18 protein-coding genes and 1 pseudogene are annotated in these 23,650 nt (G+C 64.1%); 12 read left to right on the forward strand and 7 right to left on the reverse strand.

The features are described from left to right. Positions 1 to 216: 216 nt before the first annotated feature. From ACE1EY_RS07335 to ACE1EY_RS07350, 4 genes are read left to right on the forward strand one after another with little or no spacing between them, the layout of a single operon-like run. Positions 217 to 1,671: a TrkH family potassium uptake protein gene (locus tag ACE1EY_RS07335; RefSeq protein WP_370299824.1), complete on the forward strand. Its 1,455-nt coding sequence runs from the start codon at positions 217 to 219 to the stop codon at positions 1,669 to 1,671. A 2-nt stretch (positions 1,672 to 1,673) separates the two neighbouring features. Then, entirely contained in the window at positions 1,674 to 1,979 is a 306-nt protein-coding gene (locus tag ACE1EY_RS07340; protein ID WP_370299825.1) for a tetratricopeptide repeat protein, read from the forward strand. Then, positions 1,979 to 2,923 carry a homoserine kinase gene (locus ACE1EY_RS07345; RefSeq protein ID WP_291514565.1) on the forward strand — a complete coding sequence of 315 codons (945 nt, stop codon included), beginning with the start codon at positions 1,979 to 1,981 and terminating at the stop codon, positions 2,921 to 2,923. Before ACE1EY_RS07340 ends, ACE1EY_RS07345 begins: the two co-directional genes overlap by 1 nt. Before the next feature lie 14 nt (positions 2,924 to 2,937). Then, the gene (locus ACE1EY_RS07350; protein ID WP_370299826.1) at positions 2,938 to 3,534 is read left to right on the forward strand and encodes a glutathione S-transferase N-terminal domain-containing protein; all 597 of its coding nucleotides are present in this window, start codon (positions 2,938 to 2,940) and stop codon (positions 3,532 to 3,534) included. Between the two features lie 20 nt (positions 3,535 to 3,554). On the opposite strand, the gene ACE1EY_RS07355 is transcribed toward ACE1EY_RS07350, so the two are convergent. Together ACE1EY_RS07355 and ACE1EY_RS07360 are read right to left on the reverse strand one after the other, a co-directional pair. After that, positions 3,555 to 4,394 (reverse strand): hypothetical protein, encoded by an 840-nt coding sequence (locus tag ACE1EY_RS07355; RefSeq protein WP_370299827.1) that lies wholly within the window; start codon positions 4,392 to 4,394, stop codon positions 3,555 to 3,557. Positions 4,395 to 4,433: 39 nt separating this feature from the next. Next, positions 4,434 to 5,489, reverse strand: a complete 1,056-nt coding sequence (locus ACE1EY_RS07360; RefSeq protein WP_370299828.1) for an OmpA family protein — start codon at positions 5,487 to 5,489, stop codon at positions 4,434 to 4,436. Positions 5,490 to 6,115: 626 nt separating this feature from the next. Between ACE1EY_RS07360 and ACE1EY_RS07365 the strand changes: the two genes are divergently transcribed. Then, on the forward strand, positions 6,116 to 7,426 hold the full coding sequence (locus ACE1EY_RS07365) for an alkaline phosphatase PhoX (protein WP_370299829.1): 1,311 nt from the start codon (positions 6,116 to 6,118) through the stop codon (positions 7,424 to 7,426). A gap of 22 nt (positions 7,427 to 7,448) precedes the next feature. Here the strand turns inward: ACE1EY_RS07365 and ACE1EY_RS07370 are convergent. Continuing rightward, positions 7,449 to 10,192, reverse strand: a pseudogene (locus tag ACE1EY_RS07370) (TonB-dependent receptor). Between ACE1EY_RS07370 and ACE1EY_RS07375 the strand changes: the two are divergent. Genes ACE1EY_RS07375 through ACE1EY_RS07385 form a run of 3 tightly spaced genes read left to right on the forward strand, consistent with a single transcriptional unit; the run spans position 10,116 to position 13,208 of the window. Further along, positions 10,116 to 10,481 carry a cytochrome c5 family protein gene (locus ACE1EY_RS07375; RefSeq protein WP_370299830.1) on the forward strand — a complete coding sequence of 122 codons (366 nt, stop codon included), beginning with the start codon at positions 10,116 to 10,118 and terminating at the stop codon, positions 10,479 to 10,481. The pseudogene ACE1EY_RS07370 and the gene ACE1EY_RS07375 overlap by 77 nt on opposite strands. Continuing rightward, a complete protein-coding gene (locus ACE1EY_RS07380) occupies positions 10,478 to 11,884 on the forward strand; it encodes a D-arabinono-1,4-lactone oxidase (RefSeq protein WP_370299831.1) in 1,407 nt (468 codons plus the stop codon). The genes ACE1EY_RS07375 and ACE1EY_RS07380 overlap by 4 nt, the downstream gene beginning before the upstream one ends. Beyond that, positions 11,877 to 13,208 (forward strand): alanine racemase, encoded by a 1,332-nt coding sequence (locus tag ACE1EY_RS07385; RefSeq protein ID WP_370299832.1) that lies wholly within the window; start codon positions 11,877 to 11,879, stop codon positions 13,206 to 13,208. The genes ACE1EY_RS07380 and ACE1EY_RS07385 overlap by 8 nt, the downstream gene beginning before the upstream one ends. Here ACE1EY_RS07385 and ACE1EY_RS07390 read toward each other — a convergent pair. After that, the gene (locus tag ACE1EY_RS07390) at positions 13,199 to 13,423 is read right to left on the reverse strand and encodes a hypothetical protein (protein ID WP_370299833.1); all 225 of its coding nucleotides are present in this window, start codon (positions 13,421 to 13,423) and stop codon (positions 13,199 to 13,201) included. The two genes, ACE1EY_RS07385 and ACE1EY_RS07390, sit on opposite strands and share 10 nt — an antisense overlap. A 154-nt stretch (positions 13,424 to 13,577) precedes the next feature. On the opposite strand from ACE1EY_RS07390, the gene ACE1EY_RS07395 reads away from it, so the two are divergent. Next, on the forward strand, positions 13,578 to 13,796 hold the full coding sequence (locus ACE1EY_RS07395; RefSeq protein ID WP_370299834.1) for a hypothetical protein: 219 nt from the start codon (positions 13,578 to 13,580) through the stop codon (positions 13,794 to 13,796). 104 nt (positions 13,797 to 13,900) lie between these two features. Here ACE1EY_RS07395 and ahpF read toward each other — a convergent pair whose 3' ends face one another. Together ahpF and ahpC are read right to left on the reverse strand one after the other, a co-directional pair. Then, positions 13,901 to 15,481 (reverse strand): alkyl hydroperoxide reductase subunit F, encoded by a 1,581-nt coding sequence (gene ahpF / locus ACE1EY_RS07400; protein WP_370299835.1) that lies wholly within the window; start codon positions 15,479 to 15,481, stop codon positions 13,901 to 13,903. A 142-nt stretch (positions 15,482 to 15,623) separates the two neighbouring features. Then, the gene (gene ahpC, locus ACE1EY_RS07405) at positions 15,624 to 16,187 is read right to left on the reverse strand and encodes an alkyl hydroperoxide reductase subunit C (RefSeq protein ID WP_370299836.1); all 564 of its coding nucleotides are present in this window, start codon (positions 16,185 to 16,187) and stop codon (positions 15,624 to 15,626) included. Positions 16,188 to 16,492: 305 nt separating this feature from the next. On the opposite strand from ahpC, the gene ACE1EY_RS07410 reads away from it, so the two are divergent. The 3 genes from ACE1EY_RS07410 (at position 16,493) to ACE1EY_RS07420 (ending at position 19,769) form a co-directional block, all read left to right on the forward strand. Beyond that, positions 16,493 to 18,280, forward strand: a complete 1,788-nt coding sequence (locus ACE1EY_RS07410) for a von Willebrand factor type A domain-containing protein (RefSeq protein ID WP_370299837.1) — start codon at positions 16,493 to 16,495, stop codon at positions 18,278 to 18,280. A gap of 86 nt (positions 18,281 to 18,366) precedes the next feature. Continuing rightward, positions 18,367 to 19,203: a hypothetical protein gene (locus tag ACE1EY_RS07415; RefSeq protein ID WP_370299838.1), complete on the forward strand. Its 837-nt coding sequence runs from the start codon at positions 18,367 to 18,369 to the stop codon at positions 19,201 to 19,203. Further along, positions 19,200 to 19,769, forward strand: coding sequence for an RNA polymerase sigma factor (locus tag ACE1EY_RS07420; RefSeq protein WP_291514580.1), 570 nt, complete (start codon positions 19,200 to 19,202; stop codon positions 19,767 to 19,769). Before ACE1EY_RS07415 ends, ACE1EY_RS07420 begins: the two co-directional genes overlap by 4 nt. Here the strand turns inward: ACE1EY_RS07420 and ACE1EY_RS07425 are convergent. Next, on the reverse strand, positions 19,727 to 23,545 hold the full coding sequence (locus ACE1EY_RS07425; RefSeq protein ID WP_370299839.1) for an EAL domain-containing protein: 3,819 nt from the start codon (positions 23,543 to 23,545) through the stop codon (positions 19,727 to 19,729). The two genes, ACE1EY_RS07420 and ACE1EY_RS07425, sit on opposite strands and share 43 nt — an antisense overlap. Between the last annotated feature and the right edge of the window lie 105 nt (positions 23,546 to 23,650).

Raw genomic sequence — 23,650 nt, forward strand, 5'->3', positions numbered from 1 at the left:
TCAAAGAGGCCGCAGCAGATAGCTTGCGGGTTAAATAACTGATTATACGCGTAATATTGCGGAAAACCGGCCCGTTCCATCCGGATTGCGCCTGAAAACGGGCCACGCGGCGTTGCTCGTCGCTTGTTTGGCATGACCAAACTTCACATCTCGCGCCTTGCCGGGCCTGTTTTCAGGCGGCAACTTGGCGGCGTGGATAGATCAGTGTTTCCCTAGATGGACGACTTCTCCCCAGTCCAGCGCATCGTCGGCCAACTGCTGATGTTGTTCTCGATCAGCATGCTGCCGCCGGCGGTGGTCGGCCTCTATTTTCAGGATGGCGGCGTGGCGGCCTTCGTGACCGCGTTCTTCATCACGCTGATCACCGGTTCGGTGGTCTGGTATCCGGCCCGCCATCAGCATCGGGAACTGAAGATCCGCGATGGCATGCTCGTCGTCGTGTTGTTCTGGGTGGTGCTGAGTCTGTTCGGCGCGATTCCGCTCTACCTGTTCGAACGGCCGTTCCTGTCGATCACCGACGCGGCCTTCGAAGCGGTTTCCGGGCTGACCACGACCGGGGCCACGATTCTGGTCGGAATCGATTCCCTGCCGCATTCGGTGCTCTGGTATCGCCAGCAACTCCACTTCTTGGGTGGCATGGGCATCATCGTGCTGGCCGTGGCGATTCTGCCGTTGCTGGGTGTGGGGGGTATGCAGCTTTACCGGGCGGAAACACCGGGGCCGATGAAGGACGCCAAGCTCACGCCTCGCATTACGGAGACGGCCAAGACGCTCTGGCTGATCTACATCGGCCTCAACGCGGTCTGCGCCGTGGCCTTCTGGCTGGGCGGCATGACCTGGTTCGACGCGATCTGCCACGCGGTCTCGACCGTTGCAACCGGTGGGTTCTCGACCCACGACCAGAGCATGGGCTACTACAACAGCGCAGTGCTGGAAGGCATTGCCGTGGTGTTCATGATTCTCGGCTCGTTGAATTTCGGCCTGCACTATCTGGCCTGGCGGTCAGCCTCCGTCAACGCTTATTTGAAGGACCCCGAAACGCGCGTGTTCTTTATGGCGGTGGGCATTGTCACCGTCATTGGCACCGGGTATCTGTATCTCGAAGGTACCTATGCGCGGCTGCCGGAGTCATTCATGGCGGCGATCTTCCAGGTCGTGTCCATCGGCACAACGACCGGATTCACCACGGCCGAGTACACGCTGTGGCCGAGTTTTCTGCCGATGCTGTTGCTGCTGGGCTCCTTCGTCGGCGGTTGCGCGGGTGGAACCACCGGCGGCATGAAGGTGATCCGGTTTTCGCTGATCGTGCGGCAGGGGCGGCGAGAGGTGATGCAACTGCTGCATCCGAGCGCGGAACTGCCGATCAAGGTGGGTTCCAAGCGGGTGCCGGACCGGGTGATCCAGGCGGTCTGGGGTTTTTTCGCCGCCTACGTGCTGATATTCGTGACCATGATGCTGGCGCTGATGGGGCTGGGACTGGACGAGGTCACGGCCTGGTCGGCTGTCGCGGCCTGCTTGAACAACCTGGGTCCGGGGCTGGGCGATGTGGCGACCAACATGGCGTCGGTGGGTGATCCGGAAAAATGGATTCTGATCCTGGCGATGTTCTTCGGGCGGCTGGAGATCTTCACATTGCTGGCCATCCTCACCCCGGCCTTCTGGCGCCGGTGAGCTTGCGCGAGCGGCTGGAAGCGGCGCTGGCGGCCGGTCAGGACACCGCCTTGCTGCGCTTTTCGCTGGGCGACCTGCTCGCAAAATCGGGTGATCTTGATACCGCCTGCGAGCACCTGCGGCGAGCGGTCGAGCTGGACCCGCAGTATTCCGCTGCCTGGAAGTTGCTCGGGCGTACCCAGCTTCGTGCCGGGTACGCATCCGATGCGCGCGTGACGCTCAGGCAGGGCATTGCAGTGGCTCGGGCGCAGGGCGACAAGCAGGCCGAGCGCGAGATGGACGTGTTTCTCAAACGGTTGGATCGCTGATGTCGGTTTTCACTCCGGTTACCCGCCGAGCCCTGGAGCCATTTCTCACGCATTTCGATGTCGGCGAACTGGTGAATTTTCACGGCATCTCCGAAGGCGTGGAAAACACCAACTACTTCGTCGACACCACGGCCGGGCAGTACGTGCTGACGCTGTTCGAACGCCTGGACTATGACCAGCTGCCGTACTTTCTAGGTTTGATGGCGCACCTCAATGCTGCGGGCGTGCCGACGCCCGCGCCGATGCCGACGCTGCGGGCCGGCGAGTTGAGCCAACCGCTGCTGAACAAGCCGGCCGCGCTGGTTCAACGCATTGAGGGGATCGGTGTTGCGGATCCATCCGCGAAGCAATGCGCTGCGGTCGGCCGTGCGCTGGCACAGCTTCACACGGTGGGGCAGGGCTTCGGCAAAACGCGCCCGCCGGACAGGAGCGTGGCCTGGTGGCACCGCACGGCCGATGCGCTGCGTGATCATCTCGGCGCCGAGGAACGATCGCTGCTGGACGATGAACTCGCTTTCCAGGGTCGCGTCCCGCGCGATGGACTGCCGGGCGGGGTCATCCATGCGGACCTGTTTCGCGACAATGCATTGTTCGCCGGCGAGCGGCTGTCCGGGCTGATTGATTGGTACTACGCCTGCAACGATCGCTTCATCTATGACCTTGCCGTGTCGGTGAACGACTGGTGTGTCGACGAGCTGCGGCAGCCGCGCGAGTCGCACTGGCATGCCTTGCTGGAGGCCTACGCCGCGCTGAGACCGTTCAGCGCTCAGGAGCGCGAGGTCTGGACCGCCGAGCTACGGGCCAGCGCGCTGCGGTTCTGGTTGTCGCGGCTTTACGACCGGGTGTTCCCGCGCGGCGGCGACCTGACCGTGATCAAGGACCCCACGCCGCAGCGCCGTCGCCTCGAACACTGGCGCGACGGCCAGGCATTGCCCCTACCCTGATCGGAGACGCTCGCATGCAACTGCTCTGTACCCTCACGTCGCCGTTCGCGCGCAAGGTCCGGATGTTCGCGCTCGCAAAAGGGGTGTCTGACCGGATTGAGCTGGTGCCGTCGAATCCATTGGACGATCCGGACGCACTGCTTCGGATCAATCCGCTATCGAAAGTACCGGCACTGGTGCTGGACGACGGCATGGGGCTTTATGACAGCCGGGTGATCTGCGAATACCTGGACACGCTCACGGATGATCCTGTGCTGATTCCCAGGCAGTCGGATCAATACTGGAACCTGATGCGCCGTCAGGCGCTGGCCGATGGCCTCATGGACGCCGCCGTCAACATCGTCTTCGAGCGCCGCAGGCCAGCTCATGAGCAGTCTCCGTCATGGATGCTGCGCTGGGAAGACAAGGTCCGCCGAGCCTTGCAGGCTCTCGATGCCGAGCAGGCAACCCTCAGCTTGCAACGGCTTGATGGCATTGCCGCAGCCGCGGCCTTGGCGTATCTCGACTTTCGGCTCCCCGACCTCGACTGGGCGGGACACTGCCCGCTGCTGACGCAATGGTGGAAGCAGGCTGCGCAGGCCCGCTGCGTGATCGAAACTGCGCCGGCCTAGACAACGCAGCGACCCCGGGCTTATCCGTCGACCGGAATCAGCGTGCCCTTGACGCACATTTCGTGGATGAACAGAGCGTCGCCCAGATCCAGCGACAGCAGCGGCGCGTTCATGCGGATTTCCACCTGATCGTAGGGCTGGGTCACACGCCGGCCAACATAGGCATATTTTTCGGTGCCTAGCGAAAACCCGAGCAGATCCAGGTTGACAGCGGAGATCGACACCGGCTCCTCCTGCTGGACGCCGTCCAGAAAGGTCGTCACCTCAACGCTGTTGAACAGCGCGAGGCTTAGCAAGCTCTCCGGGAACGAAATCGCGAAAACGGCGTAGTTCTCGCCGTTGGCCTCGATGGGGATCGGCATGTGGACGCGTTCACCCAGGGCGGACACGGTATCGCCCAGCAGCGACAGCGTGAGCGTGAAGACCGATGCCGTGCGCATGGTGTTGTCGGCAACATAGGGCAGATCGCCGACCGCGGCCAACAGGTCGGACAGCGAATCGCCTTCCAGCAAGTCGACCAGATCAACCACGGCACCGCCGACCAGCCCGAACGCGGCGGCCTCCACCGTGACTCCCTCGGGTCCGCTCGCCGAATCCGAGCAGGCGAAGTTCATGCCGCTGTCGCCACCGACGATTTGCGTGGTGTCTTCGAAGATCGCACCGCCGGCCTCGCCGGCGTTGGGAAAGGCGGTGTCGTCGTTGCCGCCGCCGGGATCATCGCTGCCGTCATCGGGATCGACAGGGGCCACGCCGTCGGGGATATCGGTAGTGACGTCGGCATCGGCCTCGCAGCCGGTGAGCGCGGCGAGCATCGGAATGCAAAGCGCCAAGGCAAAGAGCGGGCGGAGTCGGTGGTGCATGGTCCTCATCCTGTGATGGTCGGGCGCTGACGCGTGCGTCTAGTTCAGAACCCGGAGTTCGACACGGCGATTGCGTTCGCGGCCGGTGGGGGTGTCATTGGGGGCGATGGGTTGGGTCTCACCGTAGCCCCGCGCCTGGATTTGCGAGGCGCGAACCCCGGTCTCCACGAAGTAGTCGACCACGGTTTGCGCACGGGCCTCCGAGAGCGCCTGGTTGTAGTCATTGCTGCCCAGACTGTCGGTGTGGCCGGCGACCTCGACTTGCATATCCGGATAGCGCCGGAGTAGCTTCACCGCCCAGTCCAGCAGGCTTTGAGCATCCGGCCGCAGGCGTGTCGCATCGAGTTCGAAGGTGACGCCCTTGAGTTCAAGGATCTCCTGCAGCTCGCAGCCATCGCCGTTAACGCGTGTACCCGGTGGCGTGCGCGGGCAGCGGTCCTTGTCGTTGATCACGCCGTCGTCGTCGTCATCCAGCAGGCCGGTGGGGACCTCGACCACCTGGACCTGCGGCTTGGCCGGCGGGAGCGGTGGCGGCGGGGCGGTCCATAGCGGCATCTCGACGCCGATCCCAAGCTCTGGCTCCCAGTAGCCTTCGCCCACGTCGTCGTAGCCGTACAAGGCTTGTGCACGGACCTTCACTGGAAAATCGCGGAACAGGGGTGCCGTGACCAGCCCGACGCCAATCCGTCCCGTTGCGGTCAGGCCGTCGTCGTCATCAGGCAGCACGTCGTTGAATCCGCCGCCGAGGCCGACCATGACAAACGGCGTCAATGCCTCACGATTTCCAAAGGAATAGGTGGCGTCGAGTCCGAAGCCATAGCGGTAGAAATCGGTTGCCGTGGCGCTGCCGGTCTCGAAGGTATCCAGGTCGACGTTAATCTCGAAGCCGAGTCCGCCGTCGCGCTCAAACATCGCGCCGATCAGAAAGCCCACACCGCCGCCGTAGTCCACGTCGGTGGCGGCACGGTCGTCATCGGGCGCGATGTACTGCCCGAGTACCGCCGCATAACTCGACCATGCGGACGCGTTGGCCATCGCCTGGGCGGGCGTAGCCACTGCCGCCAATGCCAGTGCTGAATACAGAAACTTTCGCATGCGTCAGCCTCCCTGCCGAACGCTATTCCCGAGATGTCCGATCCGGACCAAGCGCGACCGCGGCGCAAATGGCACCGGCCGGCTGGGTCTGGTCGAGTGGTATGGGGCGGGCCTCGCGCTCCCTGCTGCTGCCCCGAGCGGCCACAGCAAACCATGGATATGACCAGGAAATTCCCACGCAAGGTGACCAAAGTACGTTGACGACCGATCAGCGGATTCAGTCAGTGTTAAACGGTAATATTTTGGGAATAAAAACCTCTTTAACTGATTGAAATATTGAGTAATGCGCGAATTACGATTGCCGAGTTGTTGAATGGTGTGGCTAAAACGCTGGCTAGGCTTTTTGGTGTCATCAATCTGTCATTTCTGTTGCACAGACTGCGGGCGGCTTGAATGATCAGGTGCTAATCAAGCATCTGAAAACAATAAGAATTCGTCTTGGGTTCTGGGCTCCTTTTCCCGCCGGCGGAGATCGCTGAAAGTGTGCGATCTCGGCATGCGGCTGATTGCGTCAGGCCGGTCTTGGGCGGTCAATGCCGACCCATCGCTGCCTGGCCGCCTTGCCATCGCTGAACCTCTGCCGTCACGACGAGATTCTGGGAACAACTGACTGTGGGAGTGTCCGAATGATCAATGCTTTACCCCATCGCACGGGTGGCAAGATTCCTGCGCGGTTGTCGCGGCGGGATTTTCTACGCCACAGCCTGGCCACGTCCGGTCTTGCCGTCACCGGCCCGCTGCTGTGGAGTTGCAGCGGCGGCGGTGGTTCCGGCCCCGGAGGCACCGTGCTGGCGCCGTCGCTGACCAAGCTTGGCGTGTTGGGAGAGCCGGACGCCCTTGGCCTGCGGCTGCCGGAGGGATTCTCCGCACGCATCCTCGCCGAGTCGGGCATTCCTGTTGTCGGTGATCTGCTGGATCCGATTCTCGGTCCGGTGCTCGGTTACGACTGGCACACATTTCCCGACGGCGGTGCGACCTTCCCGGCAGAAGACGGTGGCTGGGTCTACGTGTCGAATTCCGAATCGGTGCCCGGCGGTGTAGGTGCCCTGCGATTTGATGCGGCTGGTCAGGTGATCGACGCGTACCAGATTCTCGCCGGCACTATCATCAACTGCGCGGGTGGGCCGACGCCGTGGGGCACCTGGCTGTCCTGCGAGGAGATTCCCACGGGGCGTGTTCACGAGTGCAATCCGTTCGGGGGCATTCTCGATGCCCGTGCCAGACCCGCACTGGGGATTTTCGATCATGAGGCGGTAGCGGTGGACCCGGTGCGTCGGCAGCTCTTTCTGACCGAGGATGCCGGCGACGCGACGTTCTACCGCTTCGTGCCCAGCGCCATCGACTGGCCGGCCGATGCCGAGCGCCCGGCGCTGGAGGACGGCGCGTTGCAGGTCATGGTGGTGCCGGGTGTTGCCGACTCGCGCGACATCCCTTTCGAATCCGACCCCGTGCCGGTGCAGTGGATCGATGCCCAGGCGCCGGATCGACCGCAAGCATCGAACCGGCTTGCCGAGGCGACCGTGTTCGCGGGCTCCGAGGGCATCTGGTACATCGACGACATCGTCTATTTCACCTGCAAGTCCGGCAACCGGGTCTGGGCATATCACTGTGTCGATCAGACGGTGCAACCGATTTACGACGACGATGCCTACGGCGGCGGCGAGGCGCCGCTGCGCGGCGTCGACAACTGCGTGGTGTTCGGGCCCTCGCGCGATCTCATCGTCGCCGAGGATGGCGGTGACATGCGGATTAGCGCCATTGGGCTGGACGGTGCCGTGGTTCCGATCATGCAGCTCGTCGGCCAGGATGATTCCGAAATCACCGGGCCGGCCTTCAGCCCTGACGGCAGTCGCCTGTACTTCAGCTCACAGCGCGGCGGCCGCCTGGGCAGCGGTATCACCTACGAGATGACCGGCCCATTCGGCGAGCCGCGCTGAAGTCGGTGCTGCGCGTGCGCGTTCAGAAGCGAAGGTTCAACGCCGCGAAATACTGCCGGCCACTGGCCAGTTGCGCCTGGTAAGTGCCGGGAAAGAACGGCGTATCGGTGACCTGGTTGAGCACGCGCTCGTCGGTGAGGTTGGTGCCGCCGACGGTGATCGACCAGGACTCGCTCTGCGACCCCAGCGTGATGCGCGCAGCGTACTTGGTATAGGCGGGCACATAGGTGTTCGGGTCCAGGTCCGAGTCCACGAACTGATCACCCTGGTACAGCACATCGACGGCGGTGATCAGCGCCATCGACCCGATCGGAACGCTTAGCGTCGGCGTCAGCGTCGCGGTGGCGCGTGGGGCGAAGGCGATGCGCTGATCGCTGAGATCCTGCTCCGCGTCGATGCCCTGCTGAATCGGAGCAGGGGCGTCGGTGTATTCGTCGTAGCGGGCATCCAGCCAGCCGAAGGAGCCGGCCAATTCCAGCGGCGTCCAGGGCGTCAGCCACAGGAAGTCAGCTTCGAGGCCGCGTGAGTACGCTGTGGCAGCGTTGCTGACATCGAAAAAAGTGCCGTTGAAGGCCAGAACCTGCAGGTTGTCGAACTCCGTTTGATAAACCGTCAGATTGACCGACAGGGTGCGGTCGAAAAGCGACCCTTGACGCCGGCTTCCACCGTCTGCGTTTCCTCGGCCTCGTACTCCAGGTCGTCGCCGGTGTAGGACAGCGAATTGAAGCCGCCACTCTTGAAGCCTTTTGCCCAGGACGCGTAGTAGTTGACGTCGTAGTCGCTGAAGTACTGCAGCACGAACTTGGGCGAGAGGTCGGATTCTTCGCGGCGAAGATTGTTGCGGTCGTAATCGTTTGCGCCCAGCAACAAGCCCATCACGCAGGGGATCACGCTGGCAGCGGTGCGCTCGCAGAACGCCGTGCCGGCCGTGTCGACACGCTTTTCCTCGCGGTTGTAACGGATGCCGGGCGTGATCGCCCAGCGGTCCGTCAGGTACCAGGTCATCTGCCCGAACAGCGCCGCCGAACTGATGTCCTGCGTGTAGTCGAACTGGTAGAAATCGTTTTGCAGCAATGGCACAAGCAGCGGTCCAAGGCCTTGCAGCAGCGTCAGCGGGCTGCTGATATCGCCGCTGCCCGTGATCAGCTGCAGCGCGTCGTCGGTGAACACGTAGCTGCTCAGATCCTCGCCGGCGACGATGCGCGCCAGCAACTCGTAGCTCGAATCGAACCAGAACGCCCCGGCGACGAACTCCACGCCTGTCCCCCAGCCAAACGGCGCCGGGCCGGCACCGCTGAAGCGCAGCTCGGCCGATAGCTGATCGTGGTCTTCGTGGTTATCGAGGCGGCTGATGTTGGCCGGCGAAATGTCCAACTCGTTGAGCTGGTCGATGTAAAACCGCGACCCGCCGAGCACCAGCACCGTACTCAGGTCATCCAGCACGCCAACCGGCCCGTGGGCCCACTCGGTCTTCCAGCCTATGGTTCGAGAACCCTTCTCGATCCAGCCCGGTGTTTCCGCGGAGTTGATGAAGTTTTTCGGATCGTCCTCGATGTCCGGGTCGAAATCCTCCAGGTAGTTGCGGGTGTCGGCATCCAGATTGAATAGCTGAAACGGCCAGAAGGCCGCATCCGTGTCGGAGATCACCGCGGTGATTTCGCTGTCGATGTCGTAGCTGGGCAGTACTCGGAACTTCAACCGCGCCGCCTGTTGTTCCAGGCGCTCCTCATGGCGATCGAGAAACTGGTTGTACAGCTCGCCGTCCTGCGCCCGGTCCAGCACCGCCAGGCGGGCGCCTACCCATTCGTTGAGCATGCCTCCAGCACCGGCCTCAACGCGGTGTTCGCCATGCTCGCCGTAGAACACGCGGCCATCGACGCCCGCGCCAGACACCGGCCCCTTGCTGATCACGTTGAATACGCCGGCCACCGTGTTCTTGCCGAACAATGTGCCTTGCGGCCCGCGCAGGACCTCGACGCTATCGACATCGAACATCGCCTCGGTGAAGTAGCCGGGGCGACCGAAGTAGATTTCGTCCTGAACAAAACCGACAGAACTTTCGAAGCTGGGATTGAAGGCGTTGGTGCCGAATCCGCGGATGAAGACCTGCGGAGAACCCAGATCGTCGGCATCGACGCGCACATTCGGTACGTAGAGCGACACATCTGCCAGATCCGCCGCGCCGCTGGCCTGGATGAAGCCGCCGTCGATGGCCGTGACCGATACCGGGACCTCTTGCAGCGTCTGCTCGGTCTTTTGCGCCGTGACCACCATTTCCTCGAGCTGACGAGGCGGATCATCGGCGCGGGTCCTGGCGGGCTTGTCCACCGGCCGCACCGGAATCAATTCCAGCTCGGCCTCGACGGGCTCGGGTCCGTCGGGGCGCTCCTGCTCGGTTGATTGCGCACCGACACTGAAACTCACGATCATGGCGAGTGCCGCCATTCCCTGCGGCGAAAAGTGCTTCATGCACGCTCCCTGTGCTGTCTGGATCCGACCGCCCCGGTGGTTATCAGCCCCGTATTGCGATCCCTGCTGCCTTTCCTCCGCAACATCGAAGATAGAGCACCGTCCGGCGCTGGGTAGTCGTAAATTGATCCTAATCCGTCGCGAACGCCCGCCCTGGCGGATGCGGCTGGCATGATTACGGCATCCACACCGCCATAGAACGCGCAAGGGAATGCAAATCGTGAACCGATTGTTTCTGTGTATGGGATTGGCCTTGCTGGTCGCGGCCTGCGGGTCCAGCGATTCGTCAGGAGGCATCTCACCAGCCAAGGCCTTGTCGATGGCGCCGGCTGATCCCGATCTGGCCGAGCTGTATCAATCGAGCTGCCGCGCCTGCCACGCCACGGCCGCCGGCGGTGCGCCACGTACCGGCAGCGCCATGGCCTGGCGGTCCCGTCTCGCCAAGGGCATGAGCACGCTGGTGGATCACACCATCACCGGTTTCCAGGGCATGCCGCCTATGGGCCTGTGCTCCGATTGTTCCGAGGCCGAGCTGCGCGCCCTGATCGAGTTCATGGCCACGCCGCCGGTCGAGGACGACGCGTGAGGCGGCGGGACTTTCTCGCCGGCAGCGCGGCGGTTGCCACCCTGCCGCTGGCAGGCTGCGACGACTACGGTGCGGCCAACATGCCCCGACCACCGGAGCCGAAAGCAGGCCCTGATGGCCAGCGCCTGCTGCCATGGCAGAACTGGTCGGGCTACCAGTCCAGCCTGCCAAGCCAGCGAATCGCGCCCGAGACGGAAACCGCCCTGGCGGAGTTGCTGACCTCCACTGCCGGCACGGTGCGGCCGGTCGGCTCCGGCCATTCGTTCACACCGCTGGTGCCCACGGACGACACCATTGTCTCGCTGCGGCATTTCAGCGGCCTGCTGGAGCACGACACCGCGGCGATGACGGCCGTGGTTGGCGCCGGCACCAAACTGGGCAGCCTAGGAGCGCCGTTGCATGACGCCGGGCAGGCCCTGATCAACATGCCCGATGTCGACGCTCAGACCCTGGCCGGCTCGATGGCCACCGCGACCCACGGCACCGGAGCCGGCCTGGGTGCATTGCACACTGCGGCCACGGGGTTTCGACTGGTGACCCCGACCGGCGAGATCATCGATTGCTCGGCCGGCGAGAACCCGGACGTCTTCCAGGCCGCGCAGGTCTCGCTCGGCGCATTGGGGGTGATCACCCGAGTCACGCTGCAAAACGTGCCGACCGTGCGCATGAAGCGCCGGGTCTGGGTGGAGGATTTCGCGGCGCTGGTGGAACGGTTCGACACGCTGGCCGCCGAACATCACAGCTTCGAGATGTACTGCGTGCCGCATTGTGACTACGGCATCGGCATCACCATCGACCCGACCGATGATGCCATCCAGCCCCGCGGCCCGGAGCAGGACAACGATGCGGTCATGGACCTCAAGAAGCTGAGGGATTTGCTGTCCTGGTTCCCCGCCGCTCGCCGCTGGCTGCTCAACATGGCGATGCAGGACTACCAGCCGGAGGAGGCCGTGGATGTCTGGTACCGCATCTTCCCGTCCAGCCGCGCCGTCCGGTTCAACGAGATGGAATACCACCTGCCGCGTGAGGCCTTGTTGCCGACCTTGCTGGAGGTGCGCAAGACGCTGGAGCAAAAGCATCCCGGCGTGTTCTTTCCGATGGAGATCCGCCTGGTGAAGGGTGACGACGCCTGGCTGAGCCCGTTTCAGGGCCACGCGACATCCGGCTCGATTGCCGTGCACCGCTACTTCGAGGAGGACCCGCTGCCGCTGTTCCGGGACGTGGAGCCGCTGTACCAGCCGCTGGGCGGGCGCCCGCACTGGGGCAAGATGCACACGCTGGGCCCGGCGACCCTGGCCGAACGCTATCCGCGTTTCGGTGATTTCGTCGCCCTGCAGGCGAGGCTGGACCCGGACGGCCGCATGCTCAACGACTACCTGAAAGGATTGCTTGACCATGCCTGAGTTGGATATCCACTGGAAGCGCCGCACGTTCCTGGCGGCCTGTGTCGCCGCGCCGATCGGCCTGCTTGCGGCCAAGAAGCCGCGGGACCAAGGTCAGGGCGGTCACGATGACTACTTCGCGGGCCTGCAGCAGGCCCTGCGCGATGCGGACCTGATGCGACCGACGCTGGTGATCGATCGTGCGCGGCTGGACGCCAATATCGCCCTGCTCAAGCAGCATCTGCCATCGGACCTGGCCTACCGCATCGTGGCCAAGTCGTTACCCAGCGTGGAGCTGATCCGGCGCGTGCGCGCTGCGACCGGCACGAATCGGCTGATGGTCTTCCACCAGCCGCACCTCAATGTGCTGTCCCAGGCCATGCCGGACGCCCATCTGCTGCTGGGCAAGCCGATGCCGGTGGGCGTGGTCGACAGCTTCTTCGCCCAGTACCAACCCGGAGCATTCGATACGGCTACGCAGATCGAGTGGTTGGTCGATACGCCGCAGCGCATCGCCGACTATCGCGAGCTCGCTGCGGCGCGGGTGCGCGATGGCGCCGGGCCGATGGCGCTGAACCTGGAGCTGGATGTCGGCCTGCACCGCGGCGGATTCCGCAACACCCGAGATGTGGCCGAGGCGATTCGGTCGTTGCAGGCCGACCCCAACGTGCGATTCGCCGGCTTCATGGGCTACGAGGCGCATGCTTCGAAGATTCCGGATGCCCTGGGCGGCCCGGCCGGTGCGCTGGCTGACGCCATGGCCTACTACGCCGATTGTGTTGAAGTCGCCAAGGCCGTTCTCGGAGACGCCTACCGGCCCGCCGAACTGACACTGAACGCGGGTGGCAGCAGCACGTACCAGCTTTACGACAACGCGGCGCCCTGCAACGAACTGGCGATGGGGTCGGGGCTGGTCAAGCCGTCGGACTTCGACACCGCCACGCTATCGGACCATCAAGCGGCTGCCTACATCGCCACGCCGGTGCTCAAGCATCTCGACGGCACGCGATTGCCCAGCCTGGAGCGTCTGTCGGGCCTGTTCCAAACCTGGGACCCGAACACCGCACAGACCTTCTTTCTCTACGGCGGCTACTGGCTTGCCGACACCGTCTCGCCGCCCGGCTTGCAGCGCAACGCCATCTGGGGGCATTCAACGAATCAGGACATGCTCAACGGCTCGGCCAATGTCGAGCTGGCGGTGGGCGATCATGTGTTCCTGCGGCCGCAGCAAAGCGAGTTCGTTTTTCTGCAGTTCGGTGACATCGCGGTGTATGAGCAGGGCCGGATTGTCGATACCTGGCCGGTGTTTCCGCAAGCGCCGAAGGCGCAGCCCGCTCAGGCCTGAACGGTTTCCGGCGCCACCGTCTCGGTGCTAAATCCGGTGACGTGCAAGCCCCCGAACTGTCGCAAGAACGCATCGACGATCACGCGCGGCACCGGTTGACCATCGAACATCGGCGTCAGCGTTCGGGCCTGATCCACGCGCTCGAAGGCCTGCGGCGTGCGTTCCACGACAATCACCCGATTGTCGCCATCCCTGTACATGTAGGCGTGTTGCATAACCATTGCTCCTGCGTCTGGTTCCCTACAGAACGACATCCGGAGCCGGATCCGGACATCGGAAGCCATTATTCCGTCGGAGTCAGCGCCGGACATCCCCCTGAACAGGGCGTATTGGGTTGGGCGTGCGGATTCACACGCTTTATCTTGGTGAGTGGGGAAACTGCTGAGGTCGCAAGGGGCAATGGCGGAACAACAGCGCGAAAAACAGGAAAAAATGCGAGCACGAGAGCTGGAGCAGCTCGACCGCAGGATGGCCGAGTTGCTAAGAACCTCGCTGTTTTACGAGGCGATGCAGGCGGAGGCAGCGTGGCAGACCCGCGATCAGGCTCGCCGCCTGACACGGCATGATCAGAAGCCGATCGCTGAATAAAAGAATCCCCGCGCCGTGCATGAGAGGAGGAGATGCACGGGCGGGGACGCTTCGTCCCGGCGAGCCGGGTTGCGGGGGATAGCCCGCCGGGACAATCAGGCGGACTAGGCCGCCTGCTGTTGCGCGTCGTCAGGGGCCGAACTGCGCATCAGGTGGTCAAACGCGCTGAGCGCGGCGGTGGAGCCGCCACCCATGGCGATGATGATCTGCTTGTACGGCGTGGTGGTGACATCGCCGGCAGCGAACACGCCTCGCATGGAGGTCTGTGCCCGGTCGTTGACGATGACCTCGCCGCGGTCGCTGAGCTCCAGCGTGCCCTTGAGCCATTCGCTGTTGGGCAGCAGACCGATTTGCACGAACACGCCTTCGAGTTCCACGTCGTGAATCTCGCCGCTGTTGCGATCCTTGTACTTCAGGCCCTGCACCCTCTGCCCGTCGCCGATGACCTCGGTAGTCTGCGCCGAGGTCAGCACCTTCACGTTCGGCAGACTGAGCAGCTTGCGCTGGAGCACGGCATCCGCACGCATCGTGCTGTCGAATTCCAGCAAGGCGACGTGCTTGACGATACCGGCCAGATCGATCGCGGCCTCGACGCCGGAATTGCCGCCCCCGATGACCGCGACGCGCTTGCCCTTGAACAGCGGACCGTCGCAGTGCGGGCAGTAAGCCACGCCCTTGTTGCGGTACTCATCTTCGCCAGGCACGCCCATCTGCCGCCAGCGGGCACCGGTGGCGATGACCAGGCTCTTGGCCTTGAGAGCGGCACCGCTGTCGAGGTGGACTTCCAGATACTCGTCACCCTCGACCAGCTTGCTGGCCTGCTGCAGCTTCATCACGTCGACGTCGTAGTCCATGACGTGCTGCTCCAGGGCCGCGCCCATCTTCGGGCCTTCGGTCTTGGAGACCGAGACAAAGTTCTCGATGTCCATCGTGTCCATGACCTGGCCGCCGAAGCGTTCGGCAACCACACCGGTTCGAATGCCCTTGCGCGCGGAGTAGATGGCCGCTGCGGCGCCAGCCGGTCCGCCGCCGACGATCAGCATGTCGAAGGGGGCCTTCTGCTTGATCTTTTCGGCTTCGCGCTCGACCGCGCCGGTGTCCATCTTTGCCAGGATCTCATCGACCGTCATGCGCCCAGATGCGAAGTGCTCGCCGTTCAGGAACACGGCCGGCACGGACATGATCTGACGTTGCTCGACCTCGTCCTGGTTGAACGCGCCGTCGATGGCCACGTGTTCGATGTTGGGGTTCAGCACCGCCATGGCGTTGAGCGCCTGGACCACGTCCGGGCAGTTCTGGCAGGACAGCGAGAAAAACGTTTCGAACTTGTGGGTGCCATCAATGGCCTTGATCTGCTCGATGGCGTCTTCGCCCAGCTTGGGCGTATTGCCGCCGACCTGCAGCAGCGCCAGCACCAGTGAGGCGAACTCATGGCCTAGCGGAATGCCGGCGAACTCCAGATGGATGTCCGCATCCGGCGTGCCGATCGCGAAGCTGGGAATCCGCTTGCTGCTATCGGTGCCGCTGTTCACGCTGATCTTGTCAGAGGCGCTCTTCAACTCGCCGAGGAAACTGAGCATTTCCTTGGAGTGGTCGCCATCGTCGGTGTAAGCGGTGATTTCGACCGACCGGGACAGTCGTTCGAGATACTGCTTGAGTTGTGCTCTCAGGTTGTCATCCAACATCTCGTCGTTCCTCTCTCTGGCGGCCGCACTCGCATCAGCGGTGCAGGCCGGCGTCGGTCAGGTCAGCTGCCGAGGCAGCCGACCGCGTGTTTGGGGGTGGCAGGTCGGCATGGCCGACCTGCCGATCCAACAGCGGGGCTGTTTAGATCTTGCCGACCAGGTCCAGGGACGGGGTCAGCGTCTTCTCGCCTTCTTTCCACTTGGCGGGGCAGACTTCGCCAGGATGGGCGGCCACGTACTGGGCAGCCTTGACCTTGCGCAGCAGCTCTTCGGCGTTGCGGCCGATGCCGTTGTCGTGGATTTCACAGAGCTTGATTTCGCCTTCCGGGTTGATCAGGAAGGTGCCGCGCAGGGCGATGCCTTCTTCTTCGATCATGACCTGGAATGCGCGAGCCAACTGGCCCGTCGGATCGCCGATCAGCGGGTACTTGACCTTGCCGATGGCTTCGGACGTGTCGTGCCATGCCTTGTGCGCGAAGTGCGTGTCACAGGACACGCCGTAGATCTCGACGCCAATGGCCTTGAACTGGTCGTAAAGGTCAGCGAGGTCTTCCAGCTCCGTCGGGCAGACGAAGGTAAAGTCGGCCGGGTAGAACACGATCGCCGACCACTGGCCCTTGAACGTGTCTTCACTGACATCAATGAACTCGCCTGCCTGGAATGCGGTGGCCTTGAACGGCTGCACCGAAGTATTGATCAGGGACATTCCTCTCTCCTTGTTGCGTGGGTGTTCTTTAAGCGGAAGCGAACGCTACAAAGCCCCAAACAATAGAGCAAGACAATCGTTTTTATGGATGTCATTAAATTTATGCATTAAACGGAAGCGGTTGATCTGGCGGCGTTTTTGGCGTTGGTTCCGGACCGATCAGCCGAACGACCGGTTGAATGCCAACCTCCAGACTCGCAATCGATTGCGCGCTTGCGCATCCATGCCGGCCTCGGGCCTGACACTTTTGGTGCCGGCTACGTCTACCGGGTGAATCGACGAATCACCGGAACAGGAGCAGCACCATGAAATCACGGGTCGCAGGGAGTTTGATGTTGGGCATGGCTGTCGCGGTCGGATTGGCCGCCTGCGCGGGGGGGAATGACCGCCGGACGCTGGCTGAGCAGGCGCCGACGAACGAGCCGGATGCGGCGACGTCGGAGCAGGCGGACAACCCGCGGGCGCCGCAGCATCCGGTCGAGGCGCGGGCCGAGATGGCGCAGGCGGCCGGGCAAGCGGCTCGCCAGAAACAGGCGATACGATCGGCCCTGTTCGCCCAGGACAGCGGGGCGAGAATGCTGCTGCCGCCGACGCCACCGCCCGCCGCGCCGTTCAACCGGGAAGGCTACGAGGCTATCACCGAGAACCGCTTTCACGACCCGCAGGTCACGCCGTTGTCGACCTTCGGCCTGGATGTGGACACGGCGTCCTATACCAACCTGCGGCGCCTGCTCAACGCCGGGCAGAGGCCCCCGATCGATGCCGTGCGCATTGAGGAACTGGTGAACTACTTCGACTACAGCGAGTGGCCGGTCAATGGGAGGCACCCGATTCGCCTGCGCAGCGAGCTGGCGGAGGCCCCCTGGGCCGATGGGCATTTGCTGGCCATGGTGCAGGTGGCTGCACTCGCGCCGAAGCAGGCGCAAGCACGTCCGAATCGCCTGGTCTTTCTGATCGATACCTCCGGCTCCATGCAGGCGCCGGACAAGCTGCCCATGTTGCAGCGCGCTTTTCGGCAGCTCACCGAACAACTGGGTCCTGAGGATTCGGTTGCGATCGTGACCTATGCCGGCAATGCCGGCGTCGCATTGCCGGCAACGCGAGGGGATCAGAAGTCCAAGCTCTACGAAGCCATCGGCCGCATGCAGGCCGGGGGTTCGACGGCGGGCGCGCGCGGCATCGAGCTGGCTTACCAGATCGCGCAGGAGCAGTTCGATGCCGCGGCCAACAACCGGGTGATTCTGGCCACGGACGGTGATTTCAATGTTGGTGCCTCCAGCCAGGGCGAGCTGGTGCGGTTGATCGAACAGCGGCGCGACCAGGGCATCTACCTAACCGTGCTGGGCTTCGGCACCGGCAACTACCAGGACGGCCGCATGCATCGCCTAGCCGATCATGGTGACGGCAACTATTACTACATCGACACCGATTTGGAGGCGCGGCGGGTGTTGGTCGACAAGCTCCAGGGCACGCTGGTGACCGTCGCCAAGGACGTGAAGCTGCAGGTGGAGTTCAATCCGCAGCGTGTTGCCCAATACCGCCTGCTCGGCTATGAAACACGGGCGCTCGCCGCCGAGGACTTCAAGGACGACCGCAAGGATGCCGGTGACGTCGGCGCCGGCCAGCGGGTGACGGCCTTGTACGAGATCGTGCCGGTGGGCGCGCAGACCGGCGCCCCTGACGCACTGCGCTACCAGACCCGTAAGCCGACCCCCGCGAGCCAGCGCAAGGACGAATGGATGCTGGTCAAGGCGCGCTACAAGCAGCCGGATGGCGGGGCCAGCACCGAGTTGCGTAACGTCGTGGAGGCGGATGTCACCGCACTTGCCCAAGCATCGGCGGATCTGCAATGGGCCGCTGCAGTCGCTGAGTTCGGTCTGGTGATGCGCAAGTCCGAACACGCCGCCGACGCCAGCTTTGCCGATGTGCTGCGCCGGTCGGAGCGCCTTGCGCAGCGCAGCGATGACCCTGCCCGGGACGAGTTTGTCGGGCTGGTTCGCCAGGCCAACCTGCTGGCCAAAGCGCCGGAACCGCTCCGCATGGGCCGGGACTATCAGCCGGCACATCAGACCACCGCGCGGGTTCAGGAATAACCCAACCGCACTCCTCGCGCCTTGCCTGGCCTGTTTTGAGGCAGCAACTTGGTGGTGTGACCAGATCAGTGTTCCCCTAGTTCTCCATGGCAGATGACATCGACAATTGGCTGGACCAGCTGGCGGGCCGCGCGGCCACCGGCCTAGAGCACCCGTTGGACCAGGCCCTGGTGAGCGCACTGCACGCTGAGTCGGCGCCCATGGGCGATGACCTGGGTTTGCGACGGCTGCACCGCCGCCTCGAAGCCGAGGGACTGCTCAACGCCAAAGACAAGGTTCGGCGTTCGCCGCGATGGCTGGCCGTTGCGGCCTCGCTGATGGTCGCGGTGTCGCTGGGCTGGTGGATGTTGCCGGAACAGGCGCTGCACGAATTTGGCGATACGCCGAACGCCGCGTCCAGGGCAGGCGAGGCCACTAATAGTCGGCCCATGTCCGCGGAAGACCGCGCGCCGGAACCGGTGATCGCTGCGCCTGCGCCACCGCCGCTAGCCGAAGCCGTGCAGCGCTCGTCGAGAGAGCCGGTCACGGCGCCGGCCATACCGTCGCCCAGTCGTGAGGCGCAAGCAGCCGCCGACGCGGCCGTGCAGGATTTCGCCGAGCAGCAGGCGATGCGCGAGCGGCGGGCCGTGGCGAAGTCGAACGCCGCGGCGCAAAGCGCATTCGCCGCCACGCCACCGGTGGCGCTGTTGCCGCAGGAGGCCGGAAATAACCTAGCCGACCTCAGTGAGCGCCTGAACGCTTTGGAGGGCGTCCGGGCGGTAGCCTGGCCGCCCAGCCGTGGCGACGGTCTGCAGGTGAGCTGGGCCGATGCCGCGGCCAGGGCGCGGTTGATCGCGGCACTGCCCCCCGGGACCGAGCCGCTGCCCGCGGCTGACAGCGGCCAGGTGCTCCTGCGCCGGCCCGGCAGCGGGGCCGTTCAATGACGGTGCCGGAGGCCGAGTGGTTACAGCAGATCGCAGCCGGTGGGGAGTCGCGTCGCGAGGCCGTGTCCGCCTTGTACCGGCATTACGCCGCGCGGTTCCGTGGCTACTTCCAGCGTCGTGGCGCGAGTCCTGCGGATGCCGAGGAGCTGTGCCAGGACAGTTTTGTTCGATTGGTGCGAGCCCTGGACCGGGGCACACGGGTGGAACAGCCCAGGGCCTGGATCTGGTCGGTGGCCCAGTCTCAATGGCTGGATTGGCGGCGCGGCGCAGGGCCGGATACCGAGGACATCGCCGACTGGGAGGCCGCCCAATCGCAGGATGACCCGGCCGACCGCAGCCTGCACCTGGACGATTGTGTGCGCCGACAATTCGCCGCCTACTCGGCCGCATACCCGGTCGGAGCGCAGGCCCTGCTGTGGGCCAGTGTTGAGCAGTTCACCGCGCCGGAAATCGGTGAGTTGCTGGGACGTACCCCGGGTGCGACGCGTCAGTTCCTCAGCGAGGCGCGTAAGCGTGTACGTGGCTACCTGGCCGTTTGCCAGGAGTGGTTGGACGATTCCAGTTGATCCAGTGCTGCCGCGAGGTTTGCGGCGTTTTGAAATAGCTGGCCTTGCCGAAAATCCACACCGATTTGCTGGACTGCCGTGTCGATGGCGGCGGTCTCGACAAACTCGGCGATGGTGCGCACGCCGAGCAGCTTGGCGATGCCGTCGATGGCGGCGACCAGATCGCGGCTGGCCTGATCGGACAGCATGTCCCGGACGAAACTACCGTCGATCTTGACCAGGTCGCAGGGTAAGGACTTCAGGTAGTGGAACGACGCCAGGCCGCTGCCGAAGTCATCGATTGCAACGCGGCAGCCATGGCTTCGCAGCTGGCGTACAAAGTCGATGGCCCGATCCAGGTTGGAGATGGTCGCGGTCTCCGTGATCTCGAAGCAAAGCTTGTGCGCCGGTACGCGGCTGCCGCTAACGAGCGAAAGCACCTCGCTGGCGAATCCGCCGTGGCCAAGGCTTTGCCCGGACACATTGATCGAGACGAATTCCAGTGCTGCAATCCTGCTCAGGTTGGCTTCCAGATCGCGCAACGCCAGTCGCAGTACATGGAGGTCCACGTCCGGTGCCAGGCCGTAACGCTCGGCGGCCGCAATCAGGTCGCCGGTGTCCACAGCCGGTGCATCCGTTGGTCGTTGTATGCGCAGCAGCATTTCCAGACCGACAACACGGTCCGTGGCCGTGGCGACGATGGGCTCGCAGGCCAGATGGATCGCATCGTCAGCCATGGCGTTGCGGATCAGGCCGGCCCAATGCATTTGTGTTCGGCGGCGACGGTTGCTGATGTCGGATGCGTCGTAGACGCGCACCGAGCCCGGTCCATCCTTGCGGGAAACATCGCTGGCGACATCCGCCCGCCGCAGCACTTCTTCAGCCGTGATGTCCTGTTCGCCAATGCCGACCATGCCGATGTAGCAGCTGAGCTTGAAGGCGTGCTCGCCGACGGTGATCGAGGAACCGGACAGCGCTGCCAGCAAGCCATCGGTGACACGTGTGGCCTCGTCGAGCGGGCAGTACTCCATGAGAATGCCGAACTCGTCACCACCGAGCCGCGCCACGATGTCGCGCGCGCGGGTGTACTGGCGCAGCACGGCAGCGAACTGCTGCAACACCGCATCGCCGATCTCGTGTCCGGCCGAATCGTTGATCAGCTTGAAGTTGCACAAGTCCAGGCGGACCAACACGTGCTGGGTGCCGGGCTTGCGCACGCCGCGCAGAATGCGCCGCAGAATGGCGTCGAATTCGCGGCGATTGACCAGACCCGTCAGTCCATCGTGGGTGGCATGGAACTCGAGTTGCTGCGATAGGCGCCGTTCTGTCGTCAGGTCCTGGCACTGCACAACCAGCGTCCGTGCGCCGTGCGAATCGACCGCACGCACCACGCATCGTGCCCATAGCGGCTCGCGGCCGGTGCCGGCGAACCGGATATCCCACTGTCTGACCTCGCCGGAATCCAGTGCTGCGCGCAGCACCGCGCGGGTTTGTGCAGGGCGTGTGCCGAGCGTGGTGAAATCCACCCCTATCAAGGTGTCCGGCGAGCGCCCAAGCTGCCCTGCGCCAAAGGCATTGATGGACTCGATACGCAGGTCCGCCGTCAGCGAGAAAGCCATGGATGGGCTTTGTTCATAAAGCCTGCGATAGTGCGCTTCGTTGCGGCGCAGTTCGGCCTGCGCCTCGTCCGCCTGCTCGAGCTTGCGTTGCAGCGCCACGTTTACGGACGAGAGGTCCTCATTGAGCGCCTGCAAAGCAACGCGGCTCGATTCGACCTCTTTGTGACGGCGGCTGGCTTCGTCGGACAGGTTCCGTAGCGATGCCTCCATCGATTCGAGTTGCTCCGCCGAGCTTTGCAGTGCCTCATGCGCAGCCCTTAATTCCTGCTCTAGCGCGACGATGGTGCTATCCGGCTCGGGTGTCGGTTCGCCCCCCGCAGTTGCGACCACACCGGTCTGCAAGCTGACGAGGCATAACGGTTCGGGAACCGTCGGGTAAGCGAGCGGACTTGCCGTGATCTGCAACGGCTGCACGGTGGGTTCCAACAGACGGGCGGGCATGATCACCGTGGTCTGCTCCGAGAGTGCGCGGCGAACGGCCTCACGCAGCTTGGCGCGCAACCCACGGCGGGCCAGCGTGAGCAGATTCTGCCTGGCCGAAGCAGCACAGGGCTGCAAATACGTGTCGACCTGGCCAAAGCGTTCGACTACATCAAATCCGCCGGTGACCACCAGCGACGCAGGAACAAACCGTTCTTGTAACAGCCCCTGCACATAAGGCGCCAACATGTCGGAACCTGACGGCGTTTGCGGACTGGGCGGCCCCTGTAGCGGCGGGCGCAGTGCCCGCAGGCTGGTGCGTTCGAACAATGTCGCGCCCTGCACACGCTGATAGATGCTGGCGCTGGCGTCGATGCAGCGGAACAGGTTTCGTGCCTCGCTGGGGGCTTCGCCAGCGCCGAGCAGCAGGTAGCCCTCATCATTGAGCGCGAAGCTGAACAGCGACAACACACGCTGCCGAGCCTCGGCGTTGAGCCTGCTCAGCTGACCCCGGCAAAGCGCCAGGTCGAGGCGGGAAAACGGTGGATCGGTGATTAGGTCGTGCTGGTCGAAGACCACTGCGTCGCGCACGCGTTTGGCGATGCGGTAACAGCGTCCCTCCCGGACGAAATATCGCTGCAGATAATCGCTGGTGACGTCACCCGCAATACTTTCGGGGTATAGAGCCGCCCGTGCCCGGGCGAGGGCGCGCTCATTGATATCGGTGGCGAACAGTTGGAGTTTAAGCGGCCGCCCAACGCGGGCGGCGCCATCGAGCAATTGCATGGCGATGCCATAAGCCTCTTCGCCACCGTCGCAGCCGGTGATCCAAACCCGGATCGGCTGTTCATCCGGTTTTGCGAGCAGGCGGCCGATAACCTCCCTGTCCAGCGCGTAGATGGTTTCCGGGCCGGGAAAAAAGCTGCTTGGGCCACGCTGAAAATCCTGAGCCAGCCGTAACGGCTCATGGGGGTCATGCCGGAGTACCTCTAGGTAGTCATCCATGCGCGATAACTGGCGGATGGCCATGCGTCGCCACACCCTCGATTCGAGCATCGAGCGCGAATAGGGACGAAAGTCTTGGTGGACCTTCGCGTTGACCAGCGCAAGAACGGGCTCCAGCGCAACCTGCGCGGGCTCGGACGCCTGTCGGGTCAGCTCCCGATACTCCACATACTGACGCAGCACGCCGGGCATGGCCGGCGGCGGCAGCACGAAATCGGCGGCGCCTGCGTCGATCGCCGACACGGGCATGCCGGTATGGCGGGCGCTGCCAGGTGCCTGAACCATCGTCATGCCACCACGACCAAGAATCGCGCCCAACCCCCGGGTGCCGGCGGTGCCCGCTCCGGACAACACGATGCCCACGGCGAGAGCGCCGCTGTCGTTGGCCAGCGCGCGGAAACTCCGGTCAATGGACAGGCATACACCCGCCTCGGCCTGCCGGTGGACTCGCAGCACACCCTGCTCAAACGAAAGATGGTGACGTGGCGGCGCCATGTAGACATGGTCGGCTGCAAGCGCCATGGCGTCCGCAGCCGTCGCAACTGGCAGCGGTGAGGCCGCGCGTATGCGCGCAAGCGCGTCGGGCCCCGTGCGGTCGTCCGCCTGCAGGATGAGGACGAACGCCACGCCAGTGGGCCGCACGGTTGCGCGAAAGAACGCCTCCACGGCGCTCACATCAGCCGCGGACGCTCCCAGTGCTACGACGGTGAGCGCGCGGCGATCGCGGGGTATTTTTTCGCGTCCTGCCACCATGTGAGCGTCCATTCCCAAGCGGCCATGATCTCACAGACGCTGGGCCCGCTGCCGGGTGGGGTTCAGGCTTCGGCCGTGGCTGACGATTGGGTGAACCGGTGAACG

Source organism: Abyssibacter sp., from assembly GCF_964229365.1.
Lineage (GTDB): Bacteria > Pseudomonadota > Gammaproteobacteria > Nevskiales > OUC007 > Abyssibacter.

Coding starts and splice junctions, on each gene's coding strand:
- ACE1EY_RS07410 (WP_370299837.1), top strand. CDS start 16,493: ATGAAATCACGGGTCGCAGGGAGTTTGATGTTGGGCATGGCTGTCGCG.
- ACE1EY_RS07335 (WP_370299824.1), top strand. CDS start 217: ATGGACGACTTCTCCCCAGTCCAGCGCATCGTCGGCCAACTGCTGATG.
- ACE1EY_RS07345 (WP_291514565.1), top strand. CDS start 1,979: ATGTCGGTTTTCACTCCGGTTACCCGCCGAGCCCTGGAGCCATTTCTC.
- ACE1EY_RS07390 (WP_370299833.1), bottom strand. CDS start 13,423: ATGCAACACGCCTACATGTACAGGGATGGCGACAATCGGGTGATTGTC.
- ACE1EY_RS07425 (WP_370299839.1), bottom strand. CDS start 23,545: ATGGTGGCAGGACGCGAAAAAATACCCCGCGATCGCCGCGCGCTCACC.
- ACE1EY_RS07365 (WP_370299829.1), top strand. CDS start 6,116: ATGATCAATGCTTTACCCCATCGCACGGGTGGCAAGATTCCTGCGCGG.
- ACE1EY_RS07355 (WP_370299827.1), bottom strand. CDS start 4,394: ATGCACCACCGACTCCGCCCGCTCTTTGCCTTGGCGCTTTGCATTCCG.
- ACE1EY_RS07385 (WP_370299832.1), top strand. CDS start 11,877: ATGCCTGAGTTGGATATCCACTGGAAGCGCCGCACGTTCCTGGCGGCC.
- ACE1EY_RS07360 (WP_370299828.1), bottom strand. CDS start 5,489: ATGCGAAAGTTTCTGTATTCAGCACTGGCATTGGCGGCAGTGGCTACG.
- ahpF (WP_370299835.1), bottom strand. CDS start 15,481: ATGTTGGATGACAACCTGAGAGCACAACTCAAGCAGTATCTCGAACGA.
- ACE1EY_RS07350 (WP_370299826.1), top strand. CDS start 2,938: ATGCAACTGCTCTGTACCCTCACGTCGCCGTTCGCGCGCAAGGTCCGG.
- ACE1EY_RS07420 (WP_291514580.1), top strand. CDS start 19,200: ATGACGGTGCCGGAGGCCGAGTGGTTACAGCAGATCGCAGCCGGTGGG.
- ACE1EY_RS07415 (WP_370299838.1), top strand. CDS start 18,367: ATGGCAGATGACATCGACAATTGGCTGGACCAGCTGGCGGGCCGCGCG.
- ahpC (WP_370299836.1), bottom strand. CDS start 16,187: ATGTCCCTGATCAATACTTCGGTGCAGCCGTTCAAGGCCACCGCATTC.